The sequence below is a fragment of the Yersinia sp. FDAARGOS_228 genome, assembly GCF_002073315.2.
GTDB lineage: Bacteria > Pseudomonadota > Gammaproteobacteria > Enterobacterales > Enterobacteriaceae > Yersinia > Yersinia intermedia.
This window is the reverse complement of sequence record NZ_CP020409.2, coordinates 3,049,244-3,072,367: the sequence shown is the minus strand read 5'-3', so window position 1 is coordinate 3,072,367 and position 23,124 is coordinate 3,049,244. Positions and strand designations below refer to the sequence as shown.

Sequence of the window (23,124 nt, the reverse complement as noted above, 5' to 3'; positions counted from 1 at the left end):
GATATGAATCATCAGTCTCTTAAATATTTCTCCTCTGTCATTATATTCGCTCTCGCACTTTGTGCTGGGTGGTGGATGTGGAACTATTACATGCAATCACCCTGGACCCGCGATGGTAAAGTTCGGGCTGAATTGGTCAGCATTACCCCAGAAGTGTCGGGCCGACTGGTTCAAATAGTAGTTCATGATAACCAGTTGGTAAGCTCGGGTAACTTATTATTTGTGATTGACCCACAGCCCTATCAACTGGCATTGGATAACGCCCAAGCCGCTTTGGTCAAGGCACAGGCTGATTTGGCCAAAGCGAATCATGAAGCAGAACGCCGCCGTAATTTACCCAAAAATATTATTTCTGGTGAAGATCTCGACATTGCTAACTTAACTGCAGATAGCATGAAAGCGGCCTATCAGGGAGCGCTGGTGAATGTCGAGCAAGCAAAATGGAACCTCAGTAAGACCCGTATTTATGCCCCTACTAATGGCTATATAACCAACTTACAAACACGGGTGGGCAACTATGCAACCGCGGGCATTCCATTAGTCGCGCTAATAGATACCCATTCATTCTATGTAATGGGTTATTTCGAAGAAACCAAGCTGAAACATATTAGAGAAGGTAATGAAGCCAAAATCGTCTTGTACAATGGCAACATTCCTTTACGCGGTGTGGTAGAGAGTATTGGTCGCGCTATTTATGATCAAAGCGTTGATAGTAGCACCGACTTATTGGTGGATGTAAAACCTAATGTTCCTTGGGTACGGCTGGCACAACGGGTGCCGGTGAGAATCAAACTGTTAGATGTCCCGGCGGATGTCACGCTTATTGCGGGCACTACCTGTACGATTTCACTGGTTGACTAAGTGATGCGCATCTCCTTTCCCTTGTGGCAACAAACCCCGTGGGGTAAAGCTAATGCCGGTCAGTGGCGCTATGCGTTGCGTAACTCACTGGCAATGTGCTTATCCCTGTGGATTGCCTTTGCGTTGAATTTAGATGAGCCGTACTGGGCGATGACCTCCGCAGCGGTGGTGAGTTTCCCCACCGTCGGCGGTGTCATCAGCAAGAGTATTGGCCGGATCATCGGTAGCTTACTGGGGGCGGCGGCATCAGTGATAATTACCGGCCATTGCCTGAATGACCCCTGGCTGTTTACCTTGGTAATCGCCGCTTGGATTGGTTGGTGTACTTTTGTCTCCAACCACTATCAAAACAATGTTTCTTATGCATTTGCGTTAGCCGGTTATACCACTGCTATTATTGCCTTTTCGACAGTCAACACCGCGGGCACACAACAGATTTTTGATATTGCGCAGGCCCGAGTCTGCGAAGTGATTACGGGGATTTTGTGTGGTGGCCTGATGATGATGCTGCTGCCGAGCACGTCCGACGGCGAAGCGCTACTGACCTCACTGCGCCGCATGCAGTCCCGCTTACTGGAACATGCCGAGTTATTGTGGCAAACCGATCATAACCCACAACTGCGCGCATCACATGAAGGATTGATTGGCCAGATTCTGACCATGAATTTATTGCGGATCCAAGCGTTTTGGAGCCATTATCGTTTGCGGCGACAAAATAATGTATTGAATTTTATTTTGCATCGTCAATTGCGTATAACCAGCGTGATTACCAGCCTACGGCGCATGTTAGTTAACTGGCCAACTCCGCCAGAAAATCTGATGCCAGTACTATCACAGTTGCTCCAGGCACTACAGCAGCCCGATTGCGATAAATATCAGTTAGCCAAAATACTGCAACAAATCGCCCCACACGATGAATTTGACTATCGGCACCGTGCCTTTTGGTTACGATTACAGCATTTTTGTTGGTTATATTTGCAAGTCAATCGCTGGCTGGCTCAGTTAGATAAAGAACCCACCACCGGCCTCCAGCCACCACCGTCGGTAACCGCACTGGCTCGCCATACCGATAGCTATGAGGCGGCTTATAACGGGCTGCGCACCTTCGTGTGTATTGTTATCGGCTGCGCATTTTGGATAAATACGCAGTGGAGTTCTGGCAGTGCTGCTCTGGCATTGGCGGCAGTGAGTTGCGTGCTTTACTCCGCAACTCCATCACCAACAGACAGCATTGCTACACTAATGAAAGCCATTGTTTTGCTTTCTATCGGCTGCTTTATTCTTAAATTTGGCGTGATGGTGCAAATTGATGATTTCTGGCAGTTTGCGGTGCTGCTCTTCCCCATTTTACTCACCATGCAAATGATGAAGCTACAGCATCCAACTTATGCTTCATTGTGGGGCCAATTAATTGTATTTATGGGTTCTTTCCTGAGTGTGACCAACCCGCCAAGCTATGATTATCAAGAGTTCCTTAATGACAATATTGGTAAATTAGTCGGTGTAATGTTAGCAGGTGTTGCGTTTCAGCTATTGCGCCCCAGTTCTGACAAACGCAAAAGTCGACGTATCATTCGGATGCTACGGCGTGATTTTATTGACCAAATCAGTAGCCATCCGCAGCAAAGTCAGAATCAATTTGAATCACTGATTTACCATCGCGTTAGCCAACTCAATCTCAGTAAAGATCAGGCTGCTCGCCTGTGGCTGCTGCGTTGGGGGATGGTATTGCTCAATTGCAGCCACGTGGTCTGGCAATTACGTGATTGGCAAACCACCTCTGCGCCATTATCAGCGGTGCGAGATGTTTGTATTCACTGCCTGAAGGGGTGTATGACCGAAAAAGGTGTGCAACCCCAATCGTTGCTCGCGACGTTACAGGAGTTACAGCGGATGAGTGCGATTTTGGCTCAATACCCCGATGCTTCTGGGCGGGAACTGGCAGGGCTGATTTGGCGATTATATTGCTCACTGACACAACTGCAATTGGCACCACCTGCCGAGGAAAACAAAACTGCGCCAGCCTGAGCTTTGCTGGCGCAAAGATAAGGCTTAAGGCACGTCGTACCCCAATGCGGCACGGCGAATGCGGAACCACTGCTGGCGTGTCATCGTTAAGGAGAGCGATGCCCATGCGGTTTTAACCCGTTCTATCTTGCCAGAACCAATAATCGGTAACGGTGCCGACGGCAAACGTAGAACCCAGGCATAAACCACTTGTTCAATGCTTGCAGCACCAATTTCATCGGCTACCGCCTGCAACTCATCACGTAACACCTGGAACTCTGGATCACTGAACAACCTACCGCCCCCAAGACAAGACCACGCCATAGGTTTGATGCGCAGTTGTTGGCAGGCATCGAGCGTACCATCGACAATAGCTGGCTGGTGCAGCGGCGAAATTTCTACCTGATTCGTGACCAGCGAGAACGGCAGACGCGATTGAAGTAAACTGAATTGCGCGGGGGTAAAGTTTGAAACACCGAAGTGTTTTACTTTGCCACTTTGGTGCAGTTGAGTGAAGGCTTCTGCCACCTCATCGGCATCCATCAACGGATCTGGGCGGTGAATCAGCAACAAATCAAGATAGTCAGTATGCAAATGGGCCAATGACTGCTCAGCACTGGTAATGATATGTGAACTATCGGTGATGTAGTGCCCCAACGCATGTTCTGGTTTAGCCGTGGTGGCAATACCACATTTGCTCACCAACTCCAGTTGATCACGCAAGGACGGTTTAAGGCGCAATGCTTGCCCGAACGCCTGTTCACACTGATAACCGCCATAAATGTCAGCATGATCTGCCGTGGTAATACCCAATTCAATATGCTGTTCGATAAAGACCAACAATTGTTCAGGCGACATGCCCCATTCCATCAGCCGCCAATAACCGCAAATCATACGTGAAAATTCAGGTCCAAGCGGAGCCAGTTGGCTACGTGTATCCATTATTAGCTACCTCATCTGTTTATCTGCCTATAAGCATACACAACCGACGGCAAGGTTAAATCCTCCCTGAACCATCAATTAAAGGCCAAACGGGGGCTTAGCGCTAAAATAGCCAGAAATGTCAAAGTTTGAGACAAGGTTGCGGTGAATTAGAACAAGGATGGTTGTTCCGGTAATGGCTCATCCGGTTGTTTATTGCCACGCTGCAAACGCAGTAGCCGTTGGCGACATAAACGCAGTACATCCCGTTTTTGCGGATCACTCATTTTCATCCAATTAAAGCGCTCATCCCTGCTACGCAGGCAACCACGGCAAAAGCCACGGTCATCTGTTTGGCAGATACCACGGCACGGGCTAGGAATGTCGAAAAACTCAAGTTGCTGAGACACTGTGCCTCCTGCGGCTGATACTTTAATTGAAGACTGCTTCACCACGGCTGGCAAGCTCAATTTGTTTACTGTTGTAAAAATCCTCCGTCAACGCTGGCCGCGCCCATTAACGGCTAAGGTTATCTTAAGTTTCATTCGATACCATTCAGGTAATTAGTGAACCGTAGGATTCCATTTTCACAATGAATGTTCGACATAAGTTACAGTGTAACGGACTGAGTTTTATTCTGGCCAGCGCATTCTTTTTCACCTTGGCACATAACGCATTATTTATTGCAAAAGCCTGGTCGCTGATCCATTTTGACAGCAGTGACAGCTATCTCTTCGCCGCAACAATTCCGGTGGTGATCTTCTGTGCACTGAACATCATATTTAGTCTGTTAGCAGTGCCTTTACTGCATAAGCCCATCATTATTTTCTTTCTATTGGGCAGCGCAGCAGCAAACTATTTTATGTTCAGTTATGGTGCCGTCATTGACGCCAACATGATGCAAAATGCCTTTGAAACCAACTCGCAGGAGGCCACCGCTCTCTTTACTCCCCGTATGGCGCTTTGGCTGCTGGTAGCGGGTATCATTCCTGCCATTGTGGTCTGCTTTGTCCGTATTCGGGTCACCCGCCCATGGTGGTATATGTTGGGGCTACGTGCAGCAAATATTTTGGTATCTGCCGTTGTTATTCTGTTGGTCGCCACACTATTTTATAAAGATTACGCATCGTTGATTCGGAATAACAAAAGTATCGTTAAAATGTTAACCCCATCAAACTTTGTCAGTGGCAGTTTTCAATTCGCCAAACACAAATATTTTACCAGTAATATGCCACTGGTCACCCTTGGTGAAGATGCCCATAAAGGCCCATTAATTAGCGGACAACCAAAGAAAACGCTGGTCATTTTGGTGGTAGGTGAAACCGCCCGCGCAGAAAATTTCTCTTTGGGTGGTTATGGGCGAGAAACCAACCCGCGCCTGAAAAAACAAGATGTTACCTATTTCAGTAAAGCATCATCTTGCGGAACTGAAACTGCGGTTTCAGTGCCATGTATGTTTTCGAATATGGCACGCGAAAATTATGATGCTACCCTTGCCAGCCACCAAGAGGGCTTAATGGATATTCTTGCCCATGCGGGTTTGAATGTTTTATGGCGCGAAAATGATGGTGGTTGTAAAGGTGCCTGCGATCGTATTCCACATCAGGATGTTACCCAGCTGCAACTCGCCACTGATTGTGAGAACGGGGTCTGCTTAGATAACGCATTACTGTATAAGTTAGATAATTATATCAATGGGCTACAAGGTGACGGCGTTATCGTCTTACACCAAATGGGCAGTCACGGACCGGCTTATTATCGCCGTTCAACGCCAGAGATACGTAAATTTTCTCCTACCTGTAATAGCAACCAAATTCAGGATTGCAGCCCGCAGGAATTGGTCAATACCTACGATAACTCTATTCTTTATACCGATGCGATGCTGGATAGCACCATTAAGTTGTTGCAACAACACAGTAATAACTTTAACACCGCGCTGGTCTATCTCTCTGACCACGGTGAGTCATTAGGCGAAAATGGTATGTATTTGCATGGTACCCCTTATATGTTCGCCCCCAGCCAGCAGACACATATACCATTCTTAATGTGGTTATCTCCTGAATATACAAAAAGCTTTAGCATTGACCGTCAGTGTTTATCTGCCAGTGCACAACATGATGAAATATCGCAAGATAATCTTTTCCATACCTTATTAGGCATGATGAATGTTCAAACCACTGAATATCAGTCAGCGCTAGATTTACTACAGAAATGCCGAAACCAGGGCGAAAGAATCAGTCAAAAAAGTCCGTAAAGAGTTGATACCTGAAAGTGACCTTGATGCCAGCGATCCCCTCCGCTGGCATTTTTTTCTTGACCTAGACCGATTGGTCTATTACGTTCTTCGACATGAACAAAATACAGCACGCGCACATAGACACTCGTGAACATCTGTTAGCAACCGGTGAGAACCTTAGCCTGCGTCTTGGCTTTAATGGTATGGGTCTCAGCCTGTTACTGACCACGGCGGGCATACCTAAAGGTTCGTTTTATCACTATTTCCGTTCGAAGGAAGTTTTTGGTGAGGCGATGCTACAGCGTTACTTTGATAGTTACGACGCTGAAATGGAAAGCCTGCTAACCCATTCGCAAGGTGATATGCGCCATCATCTGCTGCACTATTTTGCTCAAGCTATTGCTAACTATTGTGGCAGTGAATGCCACAATGCTTGTCTGGCGGTTAAACTCTCAGCAGAGGTAAGTGACTTATCCGAACCCATGCGACATGCGTTGGATATTGGCACAGCCCGTGTGATTGGTCGTTTGCAAGATGCCATTGAAGCCGGTATTGCCGAAGGCTCACTGCGCATTACGCTCTCACCGGCGGCAACGGCTGAAACACTGTATGCCTTGTGGCTCGGTGCTTCACTGCGGGCGAAGGTGAAACGATCGGTTGCTCCGCTGACCTGTGCGCTAGAAAGTATCGAACTGATTCTACAACCAGCCCAATAATCCAATGATTCTGAATCTAACACTTTCGTTTGTCAGAATTTACCCAGCCGCTAGTCGACTGGTCTATTAATATAGGATGCACCATGAAGACTGCTAAACTGTTCTCCCCTTTGAAAGTTGGCGCGCTCACTTTGCCGAACCGTGTATTTATGGCTCCGTTGACTCGCTTGCGCAGCATTGAACCGGGTGATATTCCAACCCCTCTGATGGCTGAATATTATCGTCAACGGGCCAGCGCGGGTTTGATTGTTACCGAAGCCACCCAGATTTCTTTCCAGGCGAAAGGCTATGCGGGTGCACCAGGGTTGCACACTCAGGAACAGTTAAACGCATGGAAAAAAATCACGCAGGCGGTGCATGACGAAGGTGGACATATTGCCGTGCAGTTATGGCATGTTGGCCGTATCTCACACAACACGTTACAACCGGGCCAGCAAGCCCCTGTGGCACCTTCGGCCATTGCCGCAGATACCCGCACCACGGTACGCGATGAAACAGGAGCCTGGGTCCGCGTTCCCTGCTCCACCCCGCGCGCGCTAGAAACAGAAGAGATCCCTGGCATCATTAATGATTTCCGTCAGGCAACGGCTAATGCTCGCGAGGCTGGCTTTGACTATATTGAACTGCATGCAGCCCACGGCTACCTGTTGCATCAATTTATGTCTCCGGCATCCAACCAACGTACCGACCAATACGGTGGCAGCATTGAAAACCGTACCCGTCTAACGCTGGAAGTGGTTGATGCCACGGTAGCCGAATGGGGCGCTGAACATATTGGTATCCGTATCTCACCATTGGGGCCATTCAATGGCTTGGATAATGGTGAAGATCAGGAAGAGGCGGCGCTGTATCTAATTGACGAGCTAAACAAACGTCATATTGCTTATCTGCACATCTCTGAGCCAGACTGGGCCGGCGGTAAACCTTATTCTGACGCATTCCGTGATGCCGTCCGCGCTCGCTTCCAAGGCGTTATTGTGGGTGCTGGTGCATACACCGCTGAAAAAGCAGAAGACTTGATAGAAAAAGGATTTATCGATGCAGTCGCCTTTGGCCGTAGCTATATTTCTAACCCAGACTTGGTGGCCCGCCTGCAACAACAGGCACCGTTGAATGAGCCAGATGGCGATACTTTCTATGGCGGTGGTGCGAAGGGTTATACCGACTACCCTACCCTGTAATTTGTCCGTAAATTAAATCATTAAATAACAGCCAGTTAGATTAACACTCTGACTGGCTGTTTTGTTTTTTGGCTGCACGTGGGATAACGCGAGAAAACGGCGCAATCGTATCCGGTACGGATGATTGTCCACAAGAGTGCTAGCGGGAGAATGCACTAAATAGATCTTCACATCATAGCCAAATATCAGAAGAGTGAAGGTAGTGAGCAGGATGATATTACTATATGATTATGAATCAGTTTTGATTTATAATGATTTTAAAACTTTAAACTGTTGATTACAAAGAGGTATTATGAAACGCTTACTCCATACCATGATCCGCGTTGGTGACCTGCAACGTTCTATCGATTTTTACACTAAGGTATTAGGGATGCGTTTACTGCGTACCAGCGAAAATACGGAGTATAAATACTCGCTGGCTTTTGTCGGTTATAGCGATGAAAGTGAAGGTTCAGTGATTGAGCTGACCTATAACTGGGATGTAAATAGTTACGATATGGGGACTGCATTTGGTCATCTGGCGCTCGGCGTGGATGATGTCGCCGCTACCTGCGACCAAATTCGTCAGGCGGGTGGTAATGTCACCCGTGAAGCTGGCCCGGTAAAAGGCGGTAATACCATTATTGCTTTTGTCGAAGATCCCGACGGCTATAAAATCGAGTTAATCGAGAATAAGAGCGCCGGACACGGCCTTGGCAACTGATTAGCATCAAGGCACCTAAGGTGCCTTTTTTCTCATCGCGATATCCCCCCTGCATCCCGCGCTAAAATTTGACATAATGCGCGCTGAATTCGATGAAGATAAGAAACTGATGGTAGATAAAAGTGACCTTAACGCCCTAAGTGGCCGTTTTCGTGGGTATTACCCCGTTGTAATTGATGTGGAAACCGCCGGTTTTAATGCGCAAACTGATGCATTATTAGAAATTGCTGCGGTAACCTTGCAGATGAACAAGGATGGTTGGTTACTGCCGGATGAAACGCTGCATTTCCATGTAGAGCCGTTTGAAGGCGCCAATCTGCAACCAGAAGCACTGGCATTTAATGGCATTGACCCAACCAACCCTTTGCGTGGTGCAGTGAGTGAGCATGATGCTTTACACGCCATTTTTAAAGCCGTACGTAAAGGGCTAAAAGATCAAGGCTGTAACCGGGCCATCATCGTGGCACACAACGCCAACTTTGATCACAGCTTCGTGATGGCTGCGGCTGAACGCGCCAGTTTGAAGCGTAACCCGTTCCACCCCTTTGCAACCTTTGATACTGCGGCGCTCAGTGGGTTGGTGTTGGGGCAAACCGTTCTGGCAAAAGCCTGTCTGACGGCAGGTATTCCGTTTGATAGCAGCCAGGCGCATTCCGCATTGTATGACACCATGCAAACGGCAAAATTATTCTGTGAACTGGTTAATCGCTGGAAGAAACTGGGTGGCTGGCCGATACCGGCTGGGGAATCCGAATAGCGCAGTGTTCATGAGCTAAGATTGTTCATGAGATAAAAGGCGACAATTTTACTTTCAAAAAAGGTGGCCCAAAGGCCACCTTTTTATTTTTCACTGAAAACACCCATGCCCTATTCTGCGGCAGGTTTTTCTTCTGATGAACGGTATTTGTCAGCGGTCTCTTTCAATAACTGCTGTAGTTCGCCACGCTGGTACATTTCCATCAGAATGTCACAACCGCCTACCAGTTCACCATCAACCCACAGTTGTGGGAAGGTTGGCCAGTTAGCATATTTTGGCAGTTCCGCACGGATATCCGGGTTTTGCAGGATATCAACATAAGCAAAGCGTTCGCCACAGGCAGACAGCGCCTGCACAGCCTGAGCGGAGAAACCGCAGTTTGGCAGCTTAGGTGAACCCTTCATATAAAGCAGGATTGGGTTTTCTGCTATCTGGCGCTGAATTTTATCAATCGTCGTCATTTCTTGCTTCCTCAAGCCCTATAGTGGCTACAACAATTACGCCTACTGGAATAGGCCCTTATTGCTCAATTTAATTATTACATCCGGCCTATTGTAGCGACTGTCACTACTGGAATAAAACGCCATCTTTTGCAGGGGCTTTACTCTATGGCCGAATGGTTATATTGTCAGCTACAAATATATGCATTTAGAATAACATTTTTGATCCCACTAATTCACTATTATCTTCTTTATGGGGCTCTTAAGAATACTTGCTGTTATGACTACAGTAATTAGCATGGCAAGTCAGTTACATGTGAATGGCACATCAGTAGATACCCGATTTGGCTCGTATTTATGCTAATCTGCGCAGGGAGTGAGAGTAACGCCCCCAGCAAATTCAAGTACGAAGGACATAACTCGTTGACGTATGGTTGATTTAAGGCCATTAGACGTGTGAAAAAACGGCAATTACTCATTCATTAATGTTTTCTCACAATATCGATTAAAATCATGTCGCTCTGCGCTTTTTTATATCGTGAGTTTCGGCAATACTGTGACTCTTCATATTCATCTTAGGGCAAGGTTGGTAGCGTTATTATGCGTTTAATATTTACGCTGTTTGTGCTGCTGTTTACCCAGCTATTTTTAAATTTGGCGCATGCGTCACCGCAGGCTCACGTCTCGGCTGAGCAGAAGAAAGGACAGGTCAGCCAGGCCAGCCCGGATGATCGTAAAAAGCGTAAAGCCGATAAAAGCAGCAAAAAAGTAAAAGTCGCCAACACTAAAACCACCTCGGGCAAAGTGACAACGGCTAAAACAGCGGCCAGCAACGATAAAAAGAAAATTGCTGCCAACGCCACTAAAACGATGAAGAAAAAAGCACAAGAAGTCAGTAAAACCACGACAAAAAAAACCAATATTAAAACCACAGCCAATAAAAAAGTGACCACAGTTAAAAAAACAGAAAAAGTCGCTTACGGCCGGCACAGAAATAAAACCCAAGGCAAAGCCGCTAGCGAATTAGTCGCTAATAGTAAAATTAAGCTCAGTCCGGCACATAAAAAACGCTATCAACACGCCAAGCAGACCGCGATGAGCAAACTAATGAAACAAGTTGGTAAACCTTATCGCTGGGGTGGCACCTCTCCTAATACCGGTTTTGATTGCAGCGGGCTTATCTATTACGCCTATAAAGACGTGATCAGAATAAAGATGCCACGCACGGCTAACGAGATGTATCACCTGCGTGACGCCGCCCCCGTAAAACGTGCTGAGTTGGAAAGCGGTGATTTAGTATTCTTCAATATTGCTAACCGTGGTGTCGCCGATCATGTGGGCGTCTATTTGGGTAACGGGAAGTTTATTCAGTCCCCGCGTACCGGCGAAGAAATTCGTATCAGCATGCTGGACAATGACTATTGGCAAGATCATTACGTTGGCGCACGCCGCGTGGTCACACCAAAAACCATCCGCTAAGACTTCAGTTTGCGCCCGGTAGCACCACCGGGTGCCTATAGCACAATAAGCCCCTTCACGTGTTAAACCCATTGTATGACTTTCACGCTATCGCTCATCAAACAGTGAGGTTATCTCTGTCATTCCTGATGAAAGTTGTTAAGATTAATACCCACAACAAAAATACAACAATTAAGCTTTAACCGCTCTTCGCCACATAGCTGCCAACGGCAATTGATGTGATTTGAGGAGCAAACACCCTGAGCAACCCCGAAAGGAGAGAGCTATGTCTTTTGAATTACCGGCATTACCTTATGCGCAAAATGCGCTAGAACCCCACATTTCAGCTGAAACACTGGAATACCATTACGGTAAGCATCACAACACCTATGTGGTTAACCTCAATAATCTGATTAAAGGCACGGAGTTTGCGGGTAAGACGTTGGAAGAGATTGTAAAAACCTCTAATGGTGGGGTATTTAACAATGCGGCCCAAGTCTGGAACCACACCTTCTACTGGCATTGCCTGTCACCTAATGGTGGTGGCGAACCTACGGGTAAGGTTGCCGATGCTATTAATCAGTCATTTGGTTCTTTTGCTGAATTTAAAGCACAGTTTACTGATGCGGCAGTAAAAAACTTTGGCGCTGGCTGGACCTGGCTGGTTAAAAAAGCAGATGGCACGCTGGCGATTGTCAGTACATCTAATGCAGCAACACCACTGACCACCACTGATAAACCGGTGTTAACTGTCGATGTGTGGGAACATGCTTACTACATTGATTACCGCAATGCGCGGCCAAAATACCTGGAGAACTTCTGGGCACTGGTTAACTGGTCTTTCGTTGAGAAAAATTTAGCCTGATACGGCGACAACAGACCGGTGCATTACTCGTAACAATAATTAAGGGCGGGTTTACCCGCCCTACTTATCACTTCACACCGGCAAGCGGCTCAATTAATTCATTACTGCCACGAAGCTAAAGACAATAATCATCGCCAGCGCACCAACAGTCGTAATCAGCGACATTTTCAGATTGGTATCCATAAAAACTCCTTAGCCGGTTAGTTTGTAGTAAGATAAAGGCACATAGTTAGTGTGTTAAATTATTTTCCCACAGTTCAGAAAAAAAATCTTGTGCTCATTACGCACTTTATAACTTTGATTACCCCTTTCACTTTTCCTCCAGATCAGACAAAATTCGCAGTTCATAACTGCATACCGACTAATAACGTCCAATAAATACTTTCAGACAACCCGCTGATTCAACTTCCCAGCCTAATATCGTGTTTGTGTCTGAGTGGTTTTCGAGTATTGCAGGCAAACGATTAACATAATACTTACCCTACTGTAACCGGTAAGCTTAGGAGTCATTCTTTTTATGGCAACGATTAAAGATGTGGCCAAACACGCGGGTGTGTCCACCACCACCGTTTCGCACGTTATCAACAAAACTCGTTTCGTCGCCGAAAACACGAAGGCTGCCGTGTGGGCTGCCATTAAAGAACTGCATTATTCGCCCAGCGCTGTGGCTCGCAGTTTGAAAGTCAATCACACCAAATCAATTGGTTTGCTGGCAACATCCAGTGAAGCACCTTATTTTGCTGAAGTGATTGAAGCCGTCGAAAACAGTTGTTACAGCAAGGGTTACACCCTGATTTTATGTAATTCTCATAATAATCTGGACAAACAAAAAGCCTATCTGGCGATGTTGGCGCAAAAACGTGTCGATGGGCTGCTGGTGATGTGTTCAGAATATCCTGAACAACTGCTAGGGATGTTAGAGGATTATCGTAATATCCCAATGGTCGTTATGGATTGGGGTACGGCTCGTGGCGATTTTACTGACTCTATTATTGATAACGCCTTTGAAGGTGGCTATTTGGCGGGCCGTTACCTGATTGAGCGCGGTCACCGTGACATTGGTGCTATCCCTGGTCAGTTAGCCCGTAATACCGGTGGTGGTCGCCATCAGGGCTTCCTGAAAGCGTTGGAAGAGGCCAATATCACACTGCGTGATGAATGGGTGGTGCAAGGGGATTTCGAGCCTGAATCCGGGTATAAAGCAATGCATCAAATTCTGACACAAAAGCATCGCCCAACAGCGGTATTCTGTGGCGGCGATATTATGGCCATGGGTGCAATATGTGCTGCTGATGAGTTGGGCCTACGGGTACCACAAGATATTTCGGTGATCGGCTATGATAATGTGCGTAATGCTCGCTATTTCTCGCCAGCACTGACCACGATTCACCAGCCAAAAGAGCGTTTGGGTGAAACCGCCTTTGCCATGTTACTTGATCGTATTGTCAGCAAACGTGAAGATCCGCAGACCATTGAGGTACATCCTAAACTGGTTGAGCGCCGTTCCGTTGCCGATGGCCCGTTCCGCGACTACCGCCGTTAATGCTCTTTCGCCGGTAGCATGCAACGCTACCGGTGCTAAGTTCGCGCAATCACCTCTTGCTCATTGAATGATAATTCACCGTCATCTTTCAGCCACTCAGCATTCAGCGTGACACTGTCACCCAAATACTCGAGTAGCCAGGCCAATGCGGGCGAGTGGTTGTTCTGCTGCCACGCCAAACAACATGGGCTATCGGGCAGCGGTTCTACCAACGTCAATGCCGCTAACTTCCCTTGTTCAATCAACGGCGATACCATGTGCGCTGGTACCATTCCAATGCATAACCCCGCACACAGGCAGTCGATTCCCGTTGCCCAGTCTGGAGCCACCAATCGCTGCTGGTTAGCTAAAGTCCAGGTGTCACGCTTAGGTAGGTTGCGGGCGGTATCCTCCAGACAGAGTGAGGGATAAGGCCGTAACTGATTATCACTAAGTGGCCCAGTTAACCGGGCTAAAGGGTGATCGATGCTCACCACACAATGCCAACTTAAAAAACCCATATCGCGAAAAACAAATCGCCCACCGACGGGGATCGCGCGGGTAGCACCTATGGCCATTTCCGCCTGCCCCTCCACCAGCGCATCCCACACACCGTTGAAGACTTCATAGCGTACCCGCAGCTCAATATCAGGAAAATGTCGATAAAAATCCAATACTAAGCGGCGACTACGCTGTGGCTTAACAATTTTATCTATCACTATATTTAACTGCCCACGCCAACCATTCGCCACTTGTTGGCATTGGCGGCGTGTGTTATTCATTTTTTTGATAACATCGCGAGCATCTTTAATAAAAACCACACCCGCTTCGGTTAATTCCACATCGCGATGACGCCGTTCAAACAGCGGGACGGCCAGCCACTCTTCCAACTGACGCACCGTGTAACTAATCGCAGACGGCACGCGGTGCAATTCTTGCGCAGCAGCACTGAAACTCCCGGTACGGGCTACTGCATCCACCACATCCAGTGAATATTCAGACCACATTGTTTTTCACCTTTTCCATCACAAATTTGCTATCAAAATTTTTAACAGCATGGCGCAAATATTAGCGTTTCACAACCGAATTTCTCATCGATAGAATGCCCACCGCAATTAATTTTCAGTAACAGAAGTTTTGCCTGCAAAAATTATAATTTAGCCAACGTCATTGGCGCGGCAACTAGCACCTCTGCGGTTCCAAGGACGAAGGATATAAAGAGAAATAAAGAATGAAAACGTCGTCTGGTTTTATGTTCTATCTGGCCGGTCTGAGTATGTTGGGTTATCTGGCCACCGACATGTATCTGCCCGCTTTTGGCGCAATGCAACAAGAGCTACAAGCATCTGCCGGCGCTATCAGCGCCAGTTTAAGTATCTTCCTCGCAGGGTTCGCAATCGCTCAGCTTATCTGGGGACCTGTATCGGATAAGTTAGGCCGCAAACCGGTTCTGCTAGCTGGTTTGGGATTATTTGCCCTCGGCTGTCTGGGGGTTTTGTGGGTTGAAAATGCGACACAATTACTCATCCTGCGCTTCATTCAGGCAGTGGGTGTGTGTTCTGCTGCCGTGAGTTGGCAGGCGTTAGTGGTAGATCGGTATCGCGACGGCAAGGCCAATCGGGTGTTCGCTACCATTATGCCGTTAGTGGCGCTCTCTCCTGCATTAGCCCCGCTGCTGGGAGCCTGGTTATTAAACCACTTCAGTTGGCGTGCAATTTTTGTCGTACTACTGGCCGTTACACTGCTGCTGCTGATCCCGACGGCACGATTGAGCGAACGCAAAAAAACTGCTCAGGATAATGCGACACGAATTAGCACCAAAATCAGTTTCTGGCAGTTGCTTAAGTCGGCAACATTCAGTGGCAACGTGATGATGTTTGCTGCCTGTAGTGCCGGTTTCTTTGCCTGGTTAACCGGTTCACCTTTTATTCTCGGTGATATGGGTTATAGCCCGAATGTCATCGGATTAAGTTATGTCCCCCAGACCCTGGCCTTCCTGTTAGGCGGGTTTGGTTGCCGCAGTGCTCTTGCCCGGATCAAGGGCAACACCTTGCTGCCGTGGCTGTTGGCAGGCTATGCGGTCAGCATGATTGCACTTTATCTGATAGCAACGTTAACCACGCCGACCCTACTGACCTTACTTATTCCATTCTGCATAATGGCGCTGGTTAATGGTGCCTGCTACCCTATTATCGTAGCGAATGCATTAATGCCCTTTCCAGCGAACACAGGTAAAGCAGCCGCGCTGCAAAATACCCTTCAGCTTGGGTTGTGTTTTGTTGCCAGTATGGTGGTCTCGGCCTATATCAGCCAGCCATTGCTGGCAACAGTGACCGTGATGCTATCAACAGTGGTTCTGGCATTTTTAGGTTATGGCATTCATTGCTACGCATTGCGAAAAGAAAAAAATCATACTAATCCGGTAACCAAAGTCATCGGCATTACAGCAAAGCCGCAAGCGGATGAGACGTGATGTGCTTAGATAAGTAAGTAATTCGGGCGATAAACCGGTCGCAAACCGATTTGAAGGCGGCTTGTGGCGGCCTCAACGAGGCGAGGCCCAAGGATGAGCCGAATAACAAGCGCCGCTAACACAGCGGTAGCGCCATAGGTGAAGTGAATTAATTCCCAATGGAAATAGTCACTAAGGAACACGCGAGCCGGGGACGATTTATTATTGAGAAAGCGCCCCGGCAAGCCTATACTCGATTTAACCAGATACAATACCATTAAAAAAAAGCATTAACTTAAGTACCTTCTGGGCGCGTGGATTGCGTCACATTTACTCTTAAGGATGAGTTGCCCTAAACCAATTTTTATTAGGGTTTCTTCTTAATCTTCCTCTGTCCGTTACGGATATTAGACACCAAGGTCACGACAACCTTATTGGTATGAATCTGCATGTATCGCGGGTCATAAGTCAGAAGAAAGTGATGGAGAAGCTATGAGTTCATCCTGTATAGAAGACCAGAGTATTCAAGAAACCCCGTGGTTTCGCATTATACAAGAAATGCTGAACCGGGCTGATATTGAAATTAATGGCCCTCGCCCTTTCGACATTAGAGTTAATAACCCTGATTTTTTTAAGCGGGTATTGCAAGAAGGATCTTTGGCATTAGGTGAGAGTTACATGGACGGTTGGTGGGAATGTGACCGCTTGGATATCTTTTTCCAACGGGTTCTCAGAGCTGGACTGGAGCATCAACTTCCACACCATTTCAAAGATACTTTACGCATTGCTGCCGCGCGCATTATTAATTTGCAATCGAAGAAAAGAGCCTGGATTGTCGGTAAAGAACATTACGATTTGGGTAATGATCTGTTTAGCCTAATGCTCGATTCAAATATGCAATACTCTTGCGCTTACTGGAAAGATGCCACGACCCTTGAGCAAGCGCAGGAAAATAAACTGCGGATGATCTGCGAAAAACTGCAATTGGCTCCGGGCATGACGTTACTAGACATCGGTTGTGGTTGGGGGGGCCTCGCCGCTTATGCTGCCCGGCATTACGGGGTTGCCGTTTCCGGTGTTACCATTTCGGCTGAGCAACAAAAACTGGCACAAAAACGCGGTGAAGGTTTGGACGTCACTATTTTGTTGCAAGACTACCGTGATCTGAACGAACAATTCGATCGGATTGTTTCTGTCGGTATGTTCGAGCATGTCGGGCCAAAGAACTATCACACCTATTTTGATGTCGTAAACCGCAATTTGAAGCCAGATGGCCTGTTCTTACTGCACACCATCGGCGCTAATCGTACCGATCTGAGTATTGATCCGTGGATTAATAAATATATCTTCCCCAATGGCTGCCTGCCGTCAGTAAAACATATTGCTAACGCCAGTGAGCCTTATTTTATCATGGAAGATTGGCATAATTTTGGCGCTGATTATGATCGCACCCTGATGGCGTGGTATGAACGTTTTCAAGCCGCGTGGCCAAGCCTGGCGGAGAATTACTCGTCACGATTTGAGCGGATGTTTAGTTATTATCTCAATGCCTGTGCGGGGGCATTCCGCGCCAGAGATATCCAACTGTGGCAAGTGTTATTCAGCCCGAACGGAGTGGATGGTGGGATTCGCGTACCGCGTTAAAAGTGAAAATAGGACAGGTATATTGACTCCCCTGTCCTATTCTTAATCACATTATCTCGGTTAAGACTACGTTTATCCGTGAGTGACCTTATCAACTACCGGCGTAGCATGTACCATCTCCCGCTGCGCCAATACCCGCTCGACTGTGTCCACTACCGCCTGAGTTTGTGGATCTATTTCGATATTTACCCGATGCCCCAAACGTTTTTTACCTAATGTGGTACGCGACAGTGTTTCGGGTATCAGATGCACACAGAAACGGTTCCCGACGACCTCACCAATGGTTAGGCTGATACCATCAATGCCAATAAAGCCTTTGTGTAATACATATTTCATTAAATCAAAGCTGGGCATACGAAACCAGATCTGACGGTTATTTTCTGATGTGTATATTTTGACAATTTCAGCAGTACAAATAATATGGCCAGACATGAGATGCCCACCAATTTCATCGCTGAATTTAGCCGCACGTTCCAAATTAACGGTATCACCAACCTTGATATCGCCCAAATTGGTAATGCGCAGTGTTTCCTTCATTAGATCAAAGCTAACCCGATTACCCTCAACGGCGGTGACTGTCAGACAGCAACCATTGTGAGCAACAGAAGCACCTAAGGCTAATTCAGGCAGCATCTCCGTTGGCATTTCTACTACATGTGTACGGAAATTTGATTTTTCCTCGATGGCAACCACCGGCGCGGTGCCTTGAACAATACCGGTAAACATACGCCATGCCTCTTATCAGTTATCTATAAAAAGAAAGATTCTCTGTCTTGATTTTGCCTCAGAAGATAAGGAAAACCAAACCACTTAGACTAAAAAAACAGATAAGCGGTATTTAGCTGATAATTAGCGACAAAGATTGCTTAAGCGCGATGAGCAGGTACAATCCTTTATAGTTTTTCCGCTATTTTATTTATCGCCCATTGCGCGATAAACAGTCGTTATTGAAATCATAACTAGGTTATACCCAAGTTACTTCGAGATACAGCTAGGCGGCAACCGCGTGAACCTCCAGGAGCTTAGATAACTAAGTGACGGGAGTGAGCAAGGGCAGCCAACACCCCTGTATATTGAAGGGCGACGGGTAGAGAAAGGTGCATACGTGCAGAAGTACATCGTCGAAGCGCGTAGCTTATTGGCTCTCGCTATTCCCGTCGTCATCGCGCAATTGTCTCAAACTGCCATGGGTGTAGTTGACACTATTATGGCGGGTTCTGTCAGTGCAACGGATATGGCCGCAGTAGCGGTGGGGACGTCTATCTGGTTACCGGCTATTTTATTTGGCCATGGTTTGTTGTTGGCACTTACCCCAACAGTTGCACAGCTCAATGGTTCCGGGCGGCGCAATCAGATTGCCCATCAAGTCAGGCAAGGTTTTTGGCTGGCTTTATGCGTTTCCCTGCTAATAATGTTTGTTCTATATAATAGCGACCACGTTATTAAGCAAATGCATAATATTGACCCAGTGCTAGCAGATAAAGCCGTTGGTTTCCTGCATGCCATTATGTGGGGTGCACCGGGCTATCTGTTCTTCCAGGTACTGCGTAATCAATGCGAGGGATTATCCAAAACCAAACCGGGGATGGTTATCGGCTTTATTGGTTTGCTCGTTAATATTCCGGTTAACTATATTTTCATCTACGGTAAATTCGGTGCTCCGGCATTAGGTGGCGTAGGTTGCGGGGTGGCTACAGGCACGGTCTATTGGGTGATGTTCCTGATGATGCGCTGGTATGTCACGCGTGCGCGTTCACAACAGGATATCAAACTGGAAAAAGGGTTCGCTGCACCAGACTGGCAAGTAATGAAACGCCTGGGTGGCCTTGGTCTGCCAGTCGCTTTGGCGCTGTTTTTTGAAGTAACGTTGTTCGCGGTTGTCGCCTTACTGGTTTCCCCTTTGGGCATTGTCGCTGTAGCCGGGCACCAAATTGCGCTCAACTTTAGTTCACTAATGTTTATGTTGCCTATGTCGCTAAGTGTCGCAGCCACCATTCGTGTTGGCTTCCGCCTTGGTCAAGGTTCGGTTGACCAAGCGAGGGTCGCCGCCTATACCAGTATTGCCGTGGGTTTAATGCTGGCTTGTGTTACTGCGGTATTCACCGTTATTTTCCGCGAGCATATTGCTTTGCTGTACAACAAAACACCGGCAGTAGTGATGATGGCCTCCCACTTGATGTTGCTGGCCGCTATTTACCAGCTCTCTGATGCGATTCAAGTAATCGGTAGCGGTGTGTTACGGGGTTATAAAGATACACGTTCGATCTTCTTTATTACCTTTACTGCCTATTGGATACTGGGGCTACCCAGTGGTTACTTGCTGGGGCTAACCGATTATATCGTGCCCGCCATGGGGCCAAGTGGGTTCTGGATTGGGTTCGTTATTGGCTTAACCTCTGCGGCGATTTTAATGGCGCTACGCATCCGCTGGTTACAAAAACAGCCTGCGACATTTATCTTGGGCAAAGCCGCACATTAGTACTGGCAATCTCTGGCGTGACCGGCAGAAATCATATTAGCAAGTCACGCCAGCGTAAAAACACCAAGGTGGAGAAAAAAACAGCGCAATGGGCAAAAGCGCAGCAATTACGTGAGTTTGCGGTGAATATTGTGTTTTTCTCCTTGCCAGCAGACGGGCAGCTCGTTAATATTCGTCCCCGCTGTCAGCATTGATGGTGAGTAATAAAAAGATGCGTCCGTAGCTCAGTTGGTTAGAGCACCACCTTGACATGGTGGGGGTCGATGGTTCGAGTCCATTCGGACGCACCAAATTTATTACACCTATGTAGTGGTTAAAGACGTTGTGAGTTCAGTAGCCAAAGTAGTAAGAGTTGCAGTCGGTCGTCCTGTAACTTCAAGTAAGTAGGGTAATGTGCGTCCGTAGCTCAGTTGGTTAGAGCACCACCTTGACATGGTGGGGGTCGATGGTTCGAGTCCATTCGGACGCACCACTCTGGTCACAGATTTATCATCTTTAGATGCGTTCTTAGCTCAGTTGGTTAGAGCACCACCTTGACATGGTGGGGGTCGATGGTTCGAGTCCATTAGAACGCACCACTCCGCTTCACTCTGTGTTTTCTTAATCTTCCCAATACTTGTTTACGCCCCCCTATTCCAGCTAATTCTCTGCAAGAGATGACCTCAATAATACAATAGAGCTCAACGAATCCTTCGATGTCTTCTGCTTGTTTATCAGCCCTGGATTGGCTAAAAATGTTAAAAATCACACCAGTTGCGCAACAAACTAAGAAATATTCGCAATACTTGCGCGACTAATTCCCCCTTTTTATAAAAAACGGCAATGAGTTTCTGTTTTCTATTTCATTTCCCGTTACTTACCGCTTATAATACGAACCGTCGTTTCAGTTGAATGGTTTCAGCATCTTGATCTGCCGATACGCTAAAAAAATACAACTCACATTTACGCCATCGTATACCGATCATGCGTTTAGCCTCGTGCTAAAGTTTTCCGCTCAACTTCCGCAACTGTCATCTATTCTTAGTAATGTTTTGCTTCTTTGTAACGTTTCGCTACACCAGACACTAATCAGATCCCACTCCGTTGATCTCATTAACGGAACTTTCGTTTTTAATCCATCACAACTTGTAGAAAAATCCTCATGAACATGAACGACAAAAAGACTAAAATTGTTTGTACTATCGGTCCCAAAACCGAATCTGAAGAAATGCTGACAAAACTGCTTGATGCCGGCATGAACGTTATGCGTTTGAACTTCTCTCACGGCGACTATGTAGAACATGGTCAACGTATCAAGAACATTCGTGCTGTAATGGCAAAAACCGGCCACAAGGCTGGCATCTTGTTGGACACTAAAGGCCCAGAAATCCGCACCATGAAACTGGAAGGCGGCAAAGATGCAGCCCTGGTTGCTGGTCAGACTTTCACCTTTACCACGGATCAAAGTGTTATCGGTAACGACAAGATCGTTGCTGTGACTTACCCAGGCTTCGCTGCTGACCTGAAAATTGGTAACACCGTTCTGGTTGACGATGGTCTGATCGGTATGGAAGTGACTGAAGTCACTGAAAGCGCCGTAGTCTGTAAAGTGCTGAACAACGGTGATTTGGGTGAAAACAAAGGCGTTAACCTGCCAGGCGTTTCTATCCAGTTACCCGCACTGGCTGAAAAAGATAAAGCTGACCTGATCTTTGGTTGTGAGCAAGGCGTGGACTTCGTTGCTGCCTCCTTTATCCGTAAACGTTCAGACGTGCTGGAAATTCGCGAACACCTGAAAGCGCACGGTGGCGAACATATCCAAATCATTTCTAAAATCGAAAACCAGGAAGGTCTGAATAACTTCGACGAAATCCTGGAAGCCTCCGACGGTATCATGGTTGCCCGTGGTGACCTGGGTGTTGAGATCCCGGTTGAAGAAGTTATCTTCGCGCAGAAGATGATGATTGAGAAATGTAACCGCGCTCGCAAAGTTGTTATCACTGCAACGCAGATGCTCGATTCAATGATCAAAAACCCACGCCCTACTCGTGCAGAAGCTGGCGACGTTGCTAACGCCATTCTGGACGGTACAGACGCCGTGATGCTGTCTGGTGAAAGCGCCAAGGGTAAGTACCCATTAGAGTCTGTCACCATCATGGCGACCATCTGTGAGCGTACAGACCGCATTATGCCTAGCCGCATTGATACGCTGAATGATAATCGTAAAATGCGTATCACCGAAGCCGTTTGCCGTGGCGCGGTAGAAACAGCAGAAAAACTGGAAGCAAAACTGATTATCGTTGCCACTGGCGGCGGTAAATCAGCAAAATCAGTGCGTAAATACTTCCCTACTGCCACCATTCTGGCATTGACCACCAACGAAACCACCGCCCGTCAATTAATCCTGACCAAAGGTGTTGTCACTCAACTGGTTGATAAAATCGCTTCCACTGATGATTTCTATCGCATCGGTAAAGAAGCCGCTCTGGCCAGTGGCTTGGCACTGAAAGGCGAAGTTGTAGTTATGGTTTCTGGTGCTCTGGTAGCAAGTGGCACCACCAATACTGCTTCGGTACACGTGTTATAACCCCAACACGTCCTCTCGGATGATAATTAAAAACGCCGCTTTCAATAGCGGCGTTTTCTTTTTTAAACCGTCCAAATAATCTTTCTGAAAAATCCGCTTTATCCCAACGGCGTTAAAGCCATTTTTTCAAATAGGACTTATCCCATAGAATCCGGCTGTTTTGCCTCGTTTTTTTAACTTTTTTTTAAAACAAGGTGCTTCTTTGAGCGAACGATCAAAATAAACCCCTCTAACACTAAAAATTTATTCTCTTTCGAAAAAACTTTGTGTAATACTTGTAACGCTACATGGAGATTAACTTAATCTAGAGGGTGTT

21 protein-coding genes and 3 tRNA genes are annotated in these 23,124 nt (G+C 47.0%); 18 read left to right on the top strand and 6 right to left on the bottom strand.

Annotation, left to right across the window (positions count from 1 at the left end):
* Positions 1–3 precede the first annotated feature (3 nt).
* Positions 4–861: an HlyD family secretion protein gene (locus A6J67_RS14170; protein WP_032906091.1), complete on the top strand. Its 858-nt coding sequence runs from the start codon at positions 4–6 to the stop codon at positions 859–861.
* Positions 862–864: 3 nt separating this feature from the next.
* Positions 865–2,889 carry an FUSC family protein gene (locus A6J67_RS14165; protein ID WP_050297004.1) on the top strand — a complete coding sequence of 675 codons (2,025 nt, stop codon included), beginning with the start codon at positions 865–867 and terminating at the stop codon, positions 2,887–2,889.
* Between the two features lie 24 nt (positions 2,890–2,913).
* Here A6J67_RS14165 and A6J67_RS14160 read toward each other — a convergent pair whose 3' ends face one another.
* Together A6J67_RS14160 and A6J67_RS14155 are read right to left on the bottom strand one after the other, a co-directional pair.
* The gene (locus A6J67_RS14160) at positions 2,914–3,810 is read right to left on the bottom strand and encodes an aldo/keto reductase (RefSeq protein WP_042569815.1); all 897 of its coding nucleotides are present in this window, start codon (positions 3,808–3,810) and stop codon (positions 2,914–2,916) included.
* Positions 3,811–3,959: 149 nt separating this feature from the next.
* The gene (locus tag A6J67_RS14155) at positions 3,960–4,199 is read right to left on the bottom strand and encodes a DUF1289 domain-containing protein (protein ID WP_005184473.1); all 240 of its coding nucleotides are present in this window, start codon (positions 4,197–4,199) and stop codon (positions 3,960–3,962) included.
* Positions 4,200–4,381: 182 nt separating this feature from the next.
* On the opposite strand from A6J67_RS14155, the gene eptA reads away from it, so the two are divergent.
* The 5 genes from eptA to rnt all read left to right on the top strand — a co-directional run bounded on the left by eptA (position 4,382) and on the right by rnt (position 9,382).
* On the top strand, positions 4,382–6,043 hold the full coding sequence (gene eptA, locus A6J67_RS14150) for a phosphoethanolamine transferase EptA (protein ID WP_050296994.1): 1,662 nt from the start codon (positions 4,382–4,384) through the stop codon (positions 6,041–6,043).
* A gap of 95 nt (positions 6,044–6,138) precedes the next feature.
* Positions 6,139–6,741, top strand: coding sequence for a TetR/AcrR family transcriptional regulator (locus tag A6J67_RS14145; RefSeq protein WP_005184476.1), 603 nt, complete (start codon positions 6,139–6,141; stop codon positions 6,739–6,741).
* 83 nt (positions 6,742–6,824) lie between these two features.
* On the top strand, positions 6,825–7,922 hold the full coding sequence (locus A6J67_RS14140) for an alkene reductase (RefSeq protein ID WP_005184477.1): 1,098 nt from the start codon (positions 6,825–6,827) through the stop codon (positions 7,920–7,922).
* A gap of 292 nt (positions 7,923–8,214) precedes the next feature.
* The gene (gene gloA, locus A6J67_RS14135) at positions 8,215–8,625 is read left to right on the top strand and encodes a lactoylglutathione lyase (protein ID WP_005184478.1); all 411 of its coding nucleotides are present in this window, start codon (positions 8,215–8,217) and stop codon (positions 8,623–8,625) included.
* A gap of 109 nt (positions 8,626–8,734) precedes the next feature.
* Positions 8,735–9,382, top strand: a complete 648-nt coding sequence (rnt, locus tag A6J67_RS14130; RefSeq protein ID WP_072088709.1) for a ribonuclease T — start codon at positions 8,735–8,737, stop codon at positions 9,380–9,382.
* 110 nt (positions 9,383–9,492) lie between these two features.
* On the opposite strand, the gene A6J67_RS14125 is transcribed toward rnt, so the two are convergent.
* The gene (locus tag A6J67_RS14125) at positions 9,493–9,843 is read right to left on the bottom strand and encodes a Grx4 family monothiol glutaredoxin (protein ID WP_005184480.1); all 351 of its coding nucleotides are present in this window, start codon (positions 9,841–9,843) and stop codon (positions 9,493–9,495) included.
* Between the two features lie 579 nt (positions 9,844–10,422).
* On the opposite strand from A6J67_RS14125, the gene A6J67_RS14120 reads away from it, so the two are divergent.
* The gene (locus tag A6J67_RS14120; protein WP_042569818.1) at positions 10,423–11,301 is read left to right on the top strand and encodes a C40 family peptidase; all 879 of its coding nucleotides are present in this window, start codon (positions 10,423–10,425) and stop codon (positions 11,299–11,301) included.
* Between the two features lie 265 nt (positions 11,302–11,566).
* Positions 11,567–12,145: a superoxide dismutase [Fe] gene (gene sodB, locus A6J67_RS14115; protein WP_005184483.1), complete on the top strand. Its 579-nt coding sequence runs from the start codon at positions 11,567–11,569 to the stop codon at positions 12,143–12,145.
* Positions 12,146–12,238: 93 nt separating this feature from the next.
* Here sodB and A6J67_RS14110 read toward each other — a convergent pair whose 3' ends face one another.
* Positions 12,239–12,328 (bottom strand): YnhF family membrane protein, encoded by a 90-nt coding sequence (locus A6J67_RS14110; RefSeq protein WP_019079325.1) that lies wholly within the window; start codon positions 12,326–12,328, stop codon positions 12,239–12,241.
* A gap of 334 nt (positions 12,329–12,662) precedes the next feature.
* On the opposite strand from A6J67_RS14110, the gene purR reads away from it, so the two are divergent.
* Positions 12,663–13,688 (top strand): HTH-type transcriptional repressor PurR, encoded by a 1,026-nt coding sequence (gene purR / locus A6J67_RS14105; RefSeq protein ID WP_005184484.1) that lies wholly within the window; start codon positions 12,663–12,665, stop codon positions 13,686–13,688.
* Positions 13,689–13,723: 35 nt separating this feature from the next.
* On the opposite strand, the gene punR is transcribed toward purR, so the two are convergent.
* Complete coding sequence (punR, locus tag A6J67_RS14100; protein WP_005184485.1) at positions 13,724–14,674, bottom strand: DNA-binding transcriptional activator PunR; 951 nt, start codon at positions 14,672–14,674, stop codon at positions 13,724–13,726.
* 224 nt (positions 14,675–14,898) lie between these two features.
* Between punR and punC the strand changes: the two genes are divergently transcribed.
* Both punC and cfa read left to right on the top strand, forming a co-directional pair.
* Positions 14,899–16,140: a purine nucleoside transporter PunC gene (gene punC, locus A6J67_RS14095; RefSeq protein WP_005184486.1), complete on the top strand. Its 1,242-nt coding sequence runs from the start codon at positions 14,899–14,901 to the stop codon at positions 16,138–16,140.
* Positions 16,141–16,611: 471 nt separating this feature from the next.
* Positions 16,612–17,763: a cyclopropane fatty acyl phospholipid synthase gene (cfa, locus tag A6J67_RS14090; RefSeq protein WP_005184487.1), complete on the top strand. Its 1,152-nt coding sequence runs from the start codon at positions 16,612–16,614 to the stop codon at positions 17,761–17,763.
* Positions 17,764–17,835: 72 nt separating this feature from the next.
* Here cfa and A6J67_RS14085 read toward each other — a convergent pair whose 3' ends face one another.
* A complete protein-coding gene (locus A6J67_RS14085; RefSeq protein ID WP_005184489.1) occupies positions 17,836–18,489 on the bottom strand; it encodes a riboflavin synthase in 654 nt (217 codons plus the stop codon).
* Between the two features lie 379 nt (positions 18,490–18,868).
* Here A6J67_RS14085 and A6J67_RS14080 point away from each other — a divergent pair, with 379 nt between their 5' ends.
* From A6J67_RS14080 to pykF, 6 genes are all read left to right on the top strand, one after another.
* Positions 18,869–20,242, top strand: a complete 1,374-nt coding sequence (locus A6J67_RS14080) for an MATE family efflux transporter (protein WP_005184490.1) — start codon at positions 18,869–18,871, stop codon at positions 20,240–20,242.
* A gap of 17 nt (positions 20,243–20,259) precedes the next feature.
* Positions 20,260–20,436: a hypothetical protein gene (locus tag A6J67_RS23500; protein WP_005184491.1), complete on the top strand. Its 177-nt coding sequence runs from the start codon at positions 20,260–20,262 to the stop codon at positions 20,434–20,436.
* Positions 20,437–20,455: 19 nt separating this feature from the next.
* A tRNA-Val gene (locus tag A6J67_RS14075) sits at positions 20,456–20,532 on the top strand.
* Positions 20,533–20,637: 105 nt separating this feature from the next.
* A tRNA-Val gene (locus A6J67_RS14070) sits at positions 20,638–20,714 on the top strand.
* Positions 20,715–20,743: 29 nt separating this feature from the next.
* Positions 20,744–20,820: transfer RNA gene (locus tag A6J67_RS14065), tRNA-Val, on the top strand.
* A gap of 569 nt (positions 20,821–21,389) precedes the next feature.
* Positions 21,390–22,808: a pyruvate kinase PykF gene (gene pykF, locus A6J67_RS14060; protein ID WP_032905889.1), complete on the top strand. Its 1,419-nt coding sequence runs from the start codon at positions 21,390–21,392 to the stop codon at positions 22,806–22,808.
* The last annotated feature ends 316 nt before the right edge of the window (positions 22,809–23,124 follow it).